The organism is Streptomyces winkii, assembly GCF_032248595.1.
GTDB lineage: Bacteria > Actinomycetota > Actinomycetes > Streptomycetales > Streptomycetaceae > Streptomyces > Streptomyces winkii.
On sequence record NZ_JASTTH010000011.1, the window covers coordinates 136318 to 148320 of the forward strand.

Annotated in this window: 11 protein-coding genes; 7 read left to right on the forward strand and 4 right to left on the reverse strand. The window is 68.8% G+C overall.

Annotated elements, in window-relative coordinates; genetic code table 11:
• The first annotated feature begins 452 nt into the window (after positions 1-452).
• Both QQM67_RS28630 and QQM67_RS28635 read left to right on the forward strand, forming a co-directional pair.
• Positions 453-2084, forward strand: coding sequence for an alpha/beta hydrolase (locus tag QQM67_RS28630; protein WP_314177968.1), 1632 nt, complete (start codon positions 453-455; stop codon positions 2082-2084).
• Between the two features lie 81 nt (positions 2085-2165).
• Entirely contained in the window at positions 2166-2396 is a 231-nt protein-coding gene (locus tag QQM67_RS28635) for a hypothetical protein (RefSeq protein WP_314177970.1), read from the forward strand.
• Between the two features lie 41 nt (positions 2397-2437).
• Here QQM67_RS28635 and QQM67_RS28640 read toward each other — a convergent pair whose 3' ends face one another.
• Positions 2438-2662 carry a hypothetical protein gene (locus tag QQM67_RS28640; RefSeq protein ID WP_314177972.1) on the reverse strand — a complete coding sequence of 75 codons (225 nt, stop codon included), beginning with the start codon at positions 2660-2662 and terminating at the stop codon, positions 2438-2440.
• Positions 2663-3008: 346 nt separating this feature from the next.
• On the opposite strand from QQM67_RS28640, the gene QQM67_RS28645 reads away from it, so the two are divergent.
• Positions 3009-4700: a serine/threonine-protein kinase gene (locus tag QQM67_RS28645; protein ID WP_314177974.1), complete on the forward strand. Its 1692-nt coding sequence runs from the start codon at positions 3009-3011 to the stop codon at positions 4698-4700.
• A 54-nt stretch (positions 4701-4754) separates the two neighbouring features.
• On the opposite strand, the gene QQM67_RS28650 is transcribed toward QQM67_RS28645, so the two are convergent.
• A complete protein-coding gene (locus tag QQM67_RS28650; protein ID WP_314177976.1) occupies positions 4755-5351 on the reverse strand; it encodes a DinB family protein in 597 nt (198 codons plus the stop codon).
• Positions 5352-5837: 486 nt separating this feature from the next.
• On the opposite strand from QQM67_RS28650, the gene QQM67_RS28655 reads away from it, so the two are divergent.
• Positions 5838-6869, forward strand: coding sequence for a methyltransferase (locus tag QQM67_RS28655; protein ID WP_314177978.1), 1032 nt, complete (start codon positions 5838-5840; stop codon positions 6867-6869).
• A gap of 82 nt (positions 6870-6951) precedes the next feature.
• On the opposite strand, the gene QQM67_RS28660 is transcribed toward QQM67_RS28655, so the two are convergent.
• Positions 6952-8517 (reverse strand): MDR family MFS transporter, encoded by a 1566-nt coding sequence (locus tag QQM67_RS28660; RefSeq protein WP_314177979.1) that lies wholly within the window; start codon positions 8515-8517, stop codon positions 6952-6954.
• A 152-nt stretch (positions 8518-8669) separates the two neighbouring features.
• Between QQM67_RS28660 and QQM67_RS28665 the strand changes: the two genes are divergently transcribed.
• From QQM67_RS28665 to QQM67_RS28675, 3 genes are all read left to right on the forward strand, one after another.
• The gene (locus tag QQM67_RS28665; protein WP_314177981.1) at positions 8670-8879 is read left to right on the forward strand and encodes a helix-turn-helix domain-containing protein; all 210 of its coding nucleotides are present in this window, start codon (positions 8670-8672) and stop codon (positions 8877-8879) included.
• Between the two features lie 164 nt (positions 8880-9043).
• Positions 9044-9721 carry a PEP/pyruvate-binding domain-containing protein gene (locus QQM67_RS28670; protein WP_314177984.1) on the forward strand — a complete coding sequence of 226 codons (678 nt, stop codon included), beginning with the start codon at positions 9044-9046 and terminating at the stop codon, positions 9719-9721.
• Positions 9722-9861: 140 nt separating this feature from the next.
• On the forward strand, positions 9862-11442 hold the full coding sequence (locus QQM67_RS28675; RefSeq protein WP_314177985.1) for an FAD-dependent monooxygenase: 1581 nt from the start codon (positions 9862-9864) through the stop codon (positions 11440-11442).
• 48 nt (positions 11443-11490) lie between these two features.
• Here QQM67_RS28675 and QQM67_RS28680 read toward each other — a convergent pair whose 3' ends face one another.
• Positions 11491-11955 carry a DUF1772 domain-containing protein gene (locus QQM67_RS28680; RefSeq protein ID WP_314177987.1) on the reverse strand — a complete coding sequence of 155 codons (465 nt, stop codon included), beginning with the start codon at positions 11953-11955 and terminating at the stop codon, positions 11491-11493.
• Positions 11956-12003 lie beyond the last annotated feature (48 nt).

Genomic DNA, 12003 nt, shown 5'->3' on the forward strand with positions numbered 1-12003 from the left:
GCTGAGTGGTGGGTGCTGAGCTCCCCCCGGTTCAGGCTTGGTTGGGACGAGCTGGCGCTCGTTCGCGGCCGCTCAGTCCACTCCGACGCGCAAGGAGGGAATTCTCGCTTCGGGCTGGTCTGCGACATATCAGCGGGTTTGCCGGTCGGTTGGGTCGGAGGGCCGCGCTGGTGCCGTCCGCTGAGTTGAGTCTCCCGTACTCATGACGGACGGAAATCCGGGCCCATAGCCTCCGGTATTCACACCGGACGAATTCATTCGAGGCTACGGGCTTCCCGAGGCAGGTCGTATTCCGTGCGAAGGCGCGGCCAAATTCTCGGTGTGGAAGCTGGGTTGATCTGGAATGCGACGGCGGGGGCGAGGTTGAAATGGGGGATGCTGGGATGAGAGGGATACCGGGGAACGCTCGTACGGGGAGAGGGCGACGGCTGCTGGCGGGGGTGGTGACCCTGGTGGCAGTAGCTGCCGGGACCGTGGTCGTCTCCACGGCACACGGTCAGGACGCCGGCGGTACGGCGGTCGTCAAGGAGCTCAAGGAGCAGAAACCCGACTGGGAACCGTGCTACAAGCCCGGTCCTGACGAGCAAGGGGCCTTCGAGAAGGGCACTCCGGACCTCGACCTGAAGGGCCACGGGGACGACTACGAGCGAGCGGAGTGCGCCACGGTCGACGTACCGCTCGACTGGGCCGACCCGGCGGGCGAGAAGGCCTCGATCGCGGTCTCGCGGCTGAAGGCCTCCGACCAGAGAAAGGCGGGAAAGAAGGCCGTCTTCCAAAATCCGGGCGGCCCAGGTGGAGCCGGCAGAGTCAGTGCCATCAGGACGTGGGTGGAGAACGGCCCGACCGAGGTGCCGAGGAACATGGACATCGTCGGCTTCGATCCGCGGGGCACGGGAGCGAGTATGCCGGCGGTGGGGTATTGCGGCAATCAGTTCGCCTACATGCCGATCCTCAAGGAAACGAATCTCGATCTGCGGGATCTGGCCTCGCCGGATGAAAAGAAGAAGGCGGCCACGCAGGACGCGTACAAGGAGAGCTACAAGCAGTTCGCCGAGAAATGCAAGGAGACGGTGAAGGGGCTCCGGTACATCACCACCCAGCAGACGATCCGCGACGTCGACCTGATCCGGGCGGTGCTGGGCTACGAGGAGATCAGCTGGGTCGGCTACTCGGCCGGGACCGCGATGGGCGCCTACTACGCGGCAGCCTTCCCGAACCGGGTCGGCCGCTTCGTCCTGGACAGCGTGGTCGACCCGAAAGGCTCCTGGGAGAGGCCCGTAGACCGCGAGACCGGCAAGGCGGCGCAGGCCAGCCTGGGCAACCTCGCCGCCGGGCTGGCCGAACTCGACGTCGTACGCGATGTGGACGGCGACGGCCAGGCGGACAGCCTGGGCACGAGCAAGGCGGAGGTCCTCGAGAGCTACGAGGCCATCCGCGAGACCCTGCCGCGGAAGGTCGGGGGCAAGGACATGTCGAAGTACATGTTCGACCAGGTGACCAGGCAGGCGATGTACTCGGACACCGAGCAGGAGAACCTGGCGAGGCTGTGGCTCGGCCTGCGCAAGGCGGCCGTCGGCGGAGCCGCCGAGGTGGATGCCGCGACTGTCGAGGCGTACGACGCGCTCAAGCCCTACTTCACGCTCACGGGGGCCGAGTCCGCGATCCGCTGCCAGGACGCCCAGTGGGCCAGGACGGTCGAGGACGAGAGGACCGGCAAGGACGTGCCCACTGTCGACCATGCCCTCGGGATCGCCGAACAGACCGCCAAGCAGTACCCGTTCGCGGGTTGGGCCACGCTCAGCCCCTGCATGTTCTGGGACGCGCCGCGCGGTGAGGCACTGCCGGATGTGGGGAAGGCGGAGCTCCCCGGCATGCTCCTGGTCAACTCGAAGGAGGACCATGCCACCCCGCTGAGCAGTGCCAAGGGTGCGCTGGCGAAGCTCCCGGGTTCGCGACTGCTGACCGTCGACGGCGGCAACCACGCGCTCTACCGGTCCGGCAACACCTGCGTCGACGAGAAGGTCGAGGTGTTCCTGCTCGACGGCACGCTGCCTCAGGAGGGGGCGAACTGCCCCGAGGCCTGAGCTCACGACCGCTTTCGTCAGAGAGCGAATCCCGGTGTGCCCTGTTGCTCAAAGAATCGAACGTACGATCTAATCGAGGTCATGGATGCCGACGCCTTCCCTACGGATCTCCTGGAGGCCCAGACCGCCTGGTACGCCACGTACTGGCGACTCGCGAACGCCGCGTCCAGCCACGGCACGACCGAGCACAGGCGGCGCCTGCAGCAACTTTCCCGGCTCATCGCTGGCCACCCGTACTGGCAGACCCCTGCCGGTACGCCAGAAGCCCGGATAGCGCTGAAGGAGCTCGCCCGCGCCCAAGTGCGGCCGTGATGCTCACGCGTCGGCAGGGGCAGCCGGGGCCGCGGCGGGCATCACGCAGGCTTGGACGCGAACAGCTCCAAGTGCCCGCAGCTGGGGCAGCGGTGAGCTTCGATCTGCCAGCGCTGGCGGCCCATGCGCTTGGCGCCACCGAACATGCCGCGCTCCAGCGGACCGGCGATCCATCGCGCGTACCCGCGGGAGTGTTCTCCGGCGTCCTCGACGAAACCCGGCTCGAGACCGGCTGTGGCGCACTGGGTGCACTTCATGGTGTCCATCGAGGGAGTTTAGAAGGACGGAGTCCCACGGGAGTCAGCCCGGCACCGCTTGAGGAGGGGTCAGCTCAACTCGCGTGATCACATCGGGCTTTGTGCGGAGCGAGAAACGGCCGGATGAGACCGGAGTTCGTATGCGCCGGGAGCGAGCCGCCCACAATTCCCCTGCCAGGGCGCCAAGTTCACAGTCAGTGGGGGGGTCGGCTGCGCTGTTGCCCCGACCTGGGCGAGCAGGTGCGGGGGCTGAGAGCGTACGTATGGTCGCGCCGTTGGGGCCGGGGGATCCGGCCGAGATCTCGGGTTACGTACTCCGCGGACGCCTGGGCGAGGGGGGAATGACGAGGGGGGAATGAGCAGTGTGTTCCTCTCGCACACCCGGGGCGGGCAGCCGGTCGCTCTGAAGGTGATCCGGCAGGAGTTCGCGCAGAATCCGGAGTTCCTGCGGCGCTTCACTCGTGAGGTGGAGGCGGCTCGCCGCGTGCAAGGCGCGTACACAGCGGCCGTGCTGGACAGCAGCATCGAGGGACCGCAGCCGTGGCTGGCCAGTTCGTACGTTGCCGGGCCCTCTCTCGCGCACGCGGTGCGGGAGCACGGGCCGTTGCCGCTGGAAACCGTGCTGCCGCTGGTGGCCGGTGTTGCCGAGGCGCTGCAATCCGTGCACGCCGTGGACGTGGTGCACCGCGATCTGAAGCCGTCCAACGTACTGCTCGCGGCAGACGGCCCCCGCGTCATCGACTTCGGCATCGCGCGGGCCACCGACGCCACGGCCCTGACCGGCAGCAACGTACTGCTCGGCACGCCCGCGTACATGGCGCCCGAGCAGGCCGAGGGCAGGTCCGCGGGCCCCGCGCTCGACGTGTTCACGCTGGGTCTCGTCGCGCACTTCGCCGCCACCGGCGAGCATCCCTTCGGCGAAGGCGAAGGGCATGTGCTGCTGTACCGGATCGTCGCCCAGGAGCCGGACTTGGCGGCCTGCCCGGAGCCATTGCGCCCGCTGTTGGTGCGCTGCCTCGCCAAGGATCCCGACGAACGGCCCACCCCGTCGGACGTCATCGACGAGTGCCACCGGATCGCGGCGGCGGAAGGCACCACGCTCGCTCGCCGCCAGGGTTGGTGGCTGCCGGCCGGCGTCGCGGAAGAGATGCCGCAGCACGCGGTCACGCACCTCGCGTCGGGGGACGCACCGTATGCCGACGCGGCGGCACCCGACGCACCCCGGGCGGGGGCCGGTACCACCGCGAACCCGCCGCTGCCGCACGTGCCCACCGCCCCGGCGACGCAGGAACCAAGCTCGACCCGAACCGTGCGACTGCTCGGCCGGGACCGCGGGAAGACGGAGGGCTCCGTCCCTTTCGCGCAGACGCTGTCCCGCGGTCCGCACCGCCGGGCCAAGGTCACAGGCGCGGTGGCCGTTGCGCTGGCGGTGGTCGCGGGCGGAACGCTGGCCACAGTGAACTGGCAGGGCGACGGCGACCAGCCGTCGAACTCGCCGGGCTGGGCGATGCAGAAGACGGACGTGCCCCTGACGATCCCCGCCCCGCCCTTCGGCGACCGGTCCGACGCCACCTGGTTCCCCTCCGGCCAGTGCGTGAACGCGGACAAGCGGCTCTTCAAGTCGTCCGTCTTCGTCGACTTGAACAAGCTCAAGGTGGATGCGAACCAGAAGGACGCCGCCGACAAGGACCTGCCGGGCCGGTACGCGCTTCAGTACAGCAACTGCTCCAACGGGCTGGGCAAGTCCGGCTGGGGGCCCAAGAGCGGCTTCCGGATCATCAACGGACACGGCAGTTGGGGTGTGGTCTCAAAGCGCGGGATCTCCGCCGCCGAGTGCAAGCGCGCCGCGACGGACGAGAAGCGCGAGCCGCGCATCACCGTCCAGCAGATCCAGAGGCGCGAGGTGCTGCGCTCCGGCATGGGTCTGTGCGTCCTGACTGGCAATCAGACCCTGGCCTTGCTGTGGTTCACCGAGGACGAGGTCCGGCCCGCACGGGACGGCTTGCGGGACTTCACGGTGCGAGCCACGCAGTGGCAGCCCACGTGACGACCCGAGTCGACCCGTGGCTGTGACCGGTGTTCTCCCAGCGGGCCTGGCCGGTCATCCCGTGGCCGTCGGTGGGTGAGGGGTGCGTTCGTCGCGCTGCGGCGGCCGGGTGGACGCTCGTTGGAGGCGGAGTTGGCCGATCTCCGCGGCGTTCTTCATGAGTTCGGCATTCACCCAGGCGACCATGTGGGCAACTGTGTGCTGAGGGTCGTTCTGCCACGGGAACGGGGCGGTGGCCGCAAGGTCGTTGGCGGTGAGCCGGTCCAGGCCCGTCAGCCAGTCCTCGCGTAGACCGCGCAGCCACTCAACAGCGGGCTTGCCCGCGCCCGGCCAGCTGATGTCGCTCCGCTCCCGGGGCTGTCTGCCGTGGGCGTGGTCGATGGCCACGCTCCACCACCAGCCGATGTGCCAGCTGAGCCAGGCGATGGTCGGCACGGGTACGGGGTCGGGCTCGCTCTCCGACCAGTCCGGCACCCACGTACCGTCGTCGGCTCGGTGCACCGTCCAGCGGTTGGCGGTGGGCTCCCACAGGAAGTCCTCGGGTTCGAGCCTCTCCAAGTGGTACTCGAACAGCGACCAGGTCAGGTCGAACTGCCAGCGCAGCAGGTCGAGCGAGTGCCGCGGGGCGGGCTCGTCACGGGGGACAGTCACCGGCCGACCCTCGCACGGCAAGGCTGGCGATGAGAATCGAGTTTCCGGCGGCACGACGTGTACGTCGCCGGGTCGAAGCTGCGGGAGCCGGCTCGGTCGTCGCCCTTCGACTGATCTGGGAGCCGTCGGAGGGCGACGGGGACTGGGACTGAGCGCGACGAGGGCCCCGACCAAGATCAGGCCGGGGCCCTCGTACTGCCTTGTCGGCAGCAGCGGAGGATACGAGATTCGAACTAGCCGGCACCGGCGACCACCGAGCGCACCGCGGATTGCTGTAGGCACGTGGGAACACGTGGTGGTCTTCACCGTGCCGTCTGCCGGTGGCGCCATCGCGGGGCCGGGCCGCCGACGGGCGCTGCTCACTTGGCGACCCCCTTACCCCGTCACGTGACACAGAGCACCTGCCACCAGCCGTCTGCCATCGGGATGCAAGTCCGAGTGCCCACGATTTGCTTGCCATGAATGCCGATACGCAGGGAGTAGCACATGGACAGCGCACCTCAGCCGGGCATCGTTGAGCTGCCCCCCTTGGGCCCGGAGCCGATTCTGCGGCTCGCGACGCTGGTCAGTCAGACGGAGGTGCTGCACACCGCCCGGGAGCTGGAGGTGTTCGGCGCCTTGGCCGAAGGCTCGCTGACCGAGCCGGAGCTGCGGGAGCAGTTGGGCCTGCACGAGCGGTACTCGAAGGACTTCCTTGACGCACTGGTCGGCCTCGGTCTGCTGGTCCGGGCCGGCGTCAGGTACCGGAACTCGCCGGTGGCCGGGCATTATCTGGTCCCCGGTCAGGACGTGTACCTGGGCGACTACCCGGGCATGGTCACCGCCTCCTTCCAGCAGGCGTGGGGGCAGTTGATCAAGGGCCTGCGGACCGGTGAGGTGGAGACTCAACCGCGTGGCGGTTTCGTGGCCAAGTCCCATGAGGACAAAGCCCGGTTCAAGGCGTACGCCGATGTGATGGACCATCTCAGCACCCGGGTGGGCCGGGAGTTCGCTGAGCGCTTCGACTGGAGTGCCTTCAAGAACGTCGGCGATCTCGGCGGAGCCCGCGGGCACCTGACGGCGGTGCTGCTGGAGGCCCACCCGCATCTGAGCGGCTACTGCTTCGAGCCCCCCTCGGCGCAGCGGTTCCTTGAGGAGCACATGGCCGAGCTCGGCCAGGCGGGCCGGGTGGAGTTCGTCGGCGGTGATCTGTTCACCGACCCGATCCCGGAGGCCGACGTCCTCATCTACGGCCAGGTGCTGCACGGTTGGGAGGACGAGGAACGTCGGACGCTGGTGCGACGGGCCTACGAGGCGCTGCGCCCCGGTGGCATGCTGCTGGTCTACGACCGCATGATCGACGAGGAACGCCGGGATCCGCAGCGCCTGCTGTACAGCCTCTACATGCGTTTGGTGAGTCCCATGGGTTCGGAGTACCGCGCCGTGGACTGTGCGGGGTGGCTACGTGAGGCGGGCTTCTCGGAGGTCTGGGCGGAGCCGTTGCTGAACACTCACACGGTAGTGGTGGGGCGGAAGTAGGAGCTGACATCGGCAATGGTGGACGGCGGGTGCCCACAGGAATCTCTCGTGGGGCACCCGCCGTTCACCGTCGTGCCTGCGCTCAGCGCGTCGCGGCCCGCGCCGTGTCCGGCGCGTCGGGGTCCTCTTCGGCCGGCTTGCCGGGCCCGCCCCCAGAACGTAGCGGTACCTTCTTGAGGAAGAGCGCGACGACCAGCCCCACAAGGGTGAACGGCAGCGCGGTCAGGAACACAGTGGACAGGGCGTCAGCGTACGCGGAGGTGTAGGCGTTCTTCACCGCCTCTGGCAGGTGCTGTACGGCCTGCGGACTGATCGATGCGCCCTTGCTGAGCTTGGAACCCTGGTCCGCGAGATCCTCGTTGAGGATGACGCCGAACAGCGAGGCCCCGAGAGAGGTGCCGAGCATCCTGGTGAAGGTGACGGTCGAGGTGGCCGCACCGATGTCCTGGAACCCCACGGCACTCTGCGACGCCACCACCGTGACTTGCTGGGACAGACCGGCGCCCAGGCCGAGTACGGCCATGAACGCCGAGGCCAGGACGAAGCTCGTGCTGTTCGTCATGGTCGACAGCAGATACAGCGCGAGCCCGGAGACGGCCATGCTGGCGGCCGGATACCACTTGTACTGGCCGGTTTTGGACATGAAGTGACCGGTCCCCATGGTGGCGAAGAGCATGCCGGCGGTCATGGGCAGCATCAGCAGCCCCGCGTTCTGCGGGCTGGTCCCGGTGACCATCTGAAGGTAGAGGGCCAGGTAGTTGAGGGCGCCGATGGAGATGAACCCGCCGACGAACGCCACCACGTTCGAGATGTTGAACGTCGAGCTGCCGAACATGCGCAGCGGCACGACCGGTTCGGGCGCCCGGCGCTCCGCGAAGAACCAGATCAGGCCGAGAGCCAGGGTGGCGCCCGCGAGGCCCACGATGACGGCGGAGCCCCATGCGTACGCGCTCCCGGCCCAGTTGGTCAGCAGGACCAGGCAGCTCACCGCGCCACCGAGGGCGATGATGCCGGTGTAGTCGATGCGCGGCGTGCCGCGGCGGGCCGGCAGCGTCAGGAACGAGACGACCATGAACAGGGCGAGCGCGCCCACGGGCATGTTGATGTAGAACGCCCAGCGCCAGCCCAGATGATCGGTGATCAAGCCACCGAGCAGGGGGCCGCTGACGCTGGAGACGGCAAAAGTGCCCGTGGCGTAACTCTGGTAACGGGCCCCCTCGCGCGGACTGAACAAGTCACCGAGAATGGCGAAAATGGAGACCGTGAGCCCACCGGCGCCCACGCCCTGCACGGCCCGATAGACAATCAACTGGGTCATCGATCCGGCGGAGCCGCACAGGACGGATCCGATCAGGAAGACGGCAATGGCGAAGATGAAGACCCGCTTGCGGCCCAGCAGGTCGCCGAGCTTGCCGTACAGCGGCGTCGTCACACTGAAGGTCAGCAGATAGGCCGTGCTGACCCAGGCGAACTGCTCGACTCCGCCGAGATCACCGCTGATGGTAGGCATTGCGGTGGCGACGATCTGGGTGTCCAGGGTGCCGAGAAGCATCGCGAGCATCAGACCGACGAAGACCAGGATCGCCTGCTTGCGCGGCAGTGAAGCCTTGCCGGAATGTTCGGCGGCGGCTGCCTGAGCGCGCGACATCCGATCCCCTCCTTAGCGTTACGTACGGTTTGGAATCCATGTCAACTTAGGCTTACAACAGATTCATGTCAACCTCGTCTGACAGAAGCTTGAAAGGTGCGCTTGACGCGATCGAGATGTCACCCTAGGTTGACGGTGTGGATAAAGCGGAAGTGAACGATCTCGTAGCCGTCGCGACATCCGACGACATTCTTGAAGGACTCATCGCCGTACGTGCGCTGCGCAAGCTCGTCGAAGACATCGAGGCGCTGCAGGTGCGCCGGGCCCGTGACCTGGGGTGGGCCTGGGGTGACATCGCGGAGCCGCTCGGTATCTCCCGGCAGTCCGCGCACAAGAAGCACACGCGGCGGCGGGCGAAGTGAGCGGCCCCTCTCCGTGCCCGGCGGGCGACCCCGGCGGGAGGGGCGGGACCGGGGTGTACCTGCTGCACCGCGGAGCCCAGCCGCCGGCACGGGTGGTGGGACCGGAAGCCGCGGCTCTGAGTGGATTACGCAACTGGTGCGCGGTCCCCCGCTCGGTCTGCGGGGTGGCACACGCTCCGTCGGCCGTGCTGGACGCCGCCCCGGGCGACGACCGTTTCCTCGACTACGTCAGGGAGTTGACGCAGCGCGACGGTGCACAGGACGCGGCGGTCGACGTACGCGCCGTCACCGTGGACCCGGCCACGGCCGGTGCCGGACGGATCGAGGGTCCCAGGGTCTCGCGGCACGTGGTCGGCCCGAACGACGCGCTGGCTGTGGTCCGCGACTACCTCGCTCGCGGCGTAGCGTTCCGGTCCTCCCGGCGTACGGCGGTCGTCGTCGAGGAGTTCATCGCGGCGGACGCCAGCGCGCAGGTGGTCTCTGGTGTACGCGAGCCCTTCGCGGAGAAGGTCGCCGTGGTCAAGGCCGCACACGGGGTGTGCGCCGGCGGCACGGACCACGCGGGCGCGGCGGACACCTATCTCGTGCGGCGTACCGATCTGAACATCCTGGTCGAGTGGATCGCGGAGAAGCACCGCCAGGTCGTTCCCACTCCCTCCGGGCTCACGGAGCGGCCCCTGCCCGCCGCCCTGCGCAACCGCCCCTGCCTGACCGAGGAACAGATCCGGGACATGGTCCGGATCTCACTGGTCGCGGAGGTGGAGTTGGGCCTGCCGGTCCGCCTGGAACTGGCTTGGAAGAACGGCGCGGTCTACGTGCTGTGGTGCGAGGCCGTCGCATAGCGGCGGTGACCACCACTGGACGTCGACCCGGTTGCGACCGGTCTCCAGCAGGCTGACGGTCGTGCCCCGCGCATCTCCCCGGGTGCGCCCGGAGGCCGCGCGGGGCCAACTCTGTCCTCGACGCGAGAGTGAGACCCCCAATGGAAGAGCGCACCGCGGTACTTGTGGTGGGCGGGAGCCTGGTCGGGCTCTCCACGGCCGTTTTCCTGGCCCAACAGGGAGTGCCCTGCGCAGTAGTGGAGCGGCACCCGGGCACGTCGATCCATCCGCGGGCGCGCGGCATCACGGCCCGTTCCATGGAGCTGTTCCGCCAGGTCGGCCTGGAGGACGCTGTACGGGCCCACGGACAGGACGACATCGGTGTCTTCGTACGCGCCCGGACGCTGGCGGACGACGACCACAAGGCCGTGGTGATGCCGCAGACCAGGACGCCGGACCATGTCAGCCCGACGACTCTGTACGCGTGCGACCAGGACCGGCTGGAGCCCCTGCTGCTGAAGCGGGCCCGTGAGCTGGGCGCCGACGTCCGCTTCGGCACGGAACTCGTGGACTTCGCCCAGTCTTTGGACGGGGTCACCGCGGAGATCCGGGACCGTGACTCGGGCGCACAGCACACGGTGCATGCGGACTACCTCATCGCCGCCGACGGGGGGCGCAGCGCGGTCCGGGAACGGCTGGGCATCACCAGGTCGGGGCCCGGCTCCCTCCAGCACCAGGTCAGCATCCTGTTCCGGGCGGATCTCAGCCGGGCGCTGCGAGGTCGCGAACTGTTCGCGTGCTTCCTGGAGACCATGTCCGGAGTGCTGGTGCGGCGGGACTCCGGCCTATGGCAGATGGGCGTGCCGTACAAGCCCGAACAGGGCGAGAGCGCCGCCGACTTCACGGAGGAGCACTGCCGTGAGGTGGTGCGTACCGGGACAGGGCTGCCCGATCTCGATGTGACGATCGACAGCGTGATGTCGTGGGAGATCGCCGCCCTGGTGGCCGACCGATTCCGGGACGGCAGGATATTCCTGGCGGGCGACAGCGCGCACGTCTCGTCTCCCCGCGGTGGGCTGGGGGGCAACGGCGGCATCCAGGACGCGCATAACCTGGCTTGGAAGCTCGCGGCCGTGCTAGCAGGCCATGGCCACGAGCGGCTGCTCGACACGTACGAGACGGAACGACGGCCGATAGCTTTTCTGAACATGGAGTACGCGCTTGGGCGGATGCACGGTGAGCCGTGGACGCAGGACTACAACACGGTCTCGCTGGGCTACCGCTACCACTCGCCGGGCTTCGTCGAGGAGGACCCTGGCGACAAGGAGAGGGTGGAGGATCCGACGACGCCGTCCGGCCGCCCCGGTACCCGGGCAGCGCACCTACCGCTCCCGACCGCCGAAGCCGGCTCCACTCTCGATCTGTTCGGCCGGGAGTTCGTCCTGCTCACCGGCGCCGCCGGCGGCGACTGGCAGGCCGAGGGCGAGCGGGCCGCCGCCGCCCGCGGGGTGCCGCTCACGGTGCACCGCGTCGCGGCCGGTGACTTCCCGGCCGACGCGGCGGTCATGGAGCGCTGGCGCGCGCTCTACGGCGTGACCGCCGAGGGTGCGGTGCTGGTACGCCCCGACGGCTACATCGTCTGGCGCGCCCCGGGCCACGACCGGGACGCCGCAAGGGAACTCGGCGCCGCGCTGGACGCCGGGTGCGGCAGGACCCGCGCGCCGGTCTCCGAACCCGGGTGACCCGCCGCCCCCACGCGGGGCGAGCAAGTGGCTGCCGCGGCCTTGGTCTTACACCAGGACCGCGGCCGCCAGTACGTTGAGCACCAGCGCGACCACGGCGAACACCGAGCGGATCAGGTGCCAGCGGCGCCAGCCGGGGCGCGGATCGGCCCAGTCCTCCGGCACACCGTGCCGGTCGGCCGTCTGGATGGCCTTGTTGAGCGGCAGATTGCCGTACTGCGAGATCAGCGGGACCGCCAGGAAGAGCACTGCCGCCGCCATGTACACCAGGCGCAGCCGGCCGGTGTCCGCGAAGACCGCCAGCAGGACGTCCCCGACGAGCACAGTCGAGACGATGACGGGCATCACCGGGTGGTAGCCCTCGCCGAGCCTGCGCTGCGTCTGCACGTACTGCTGGGGCGGCATGGCCATCAGTACGGGGAACACGCTGACCGCCACGGCGAAGAAGGTCCCGGTGACGATTCCGCTCGCGACGATGACCAGGGATTGGAGCAGTTCCAACGAGAGGGGCACCTCGCACCTCCTTGGGCGCTGTGGGGAGAGTGATCGAGCTCGGAAGAA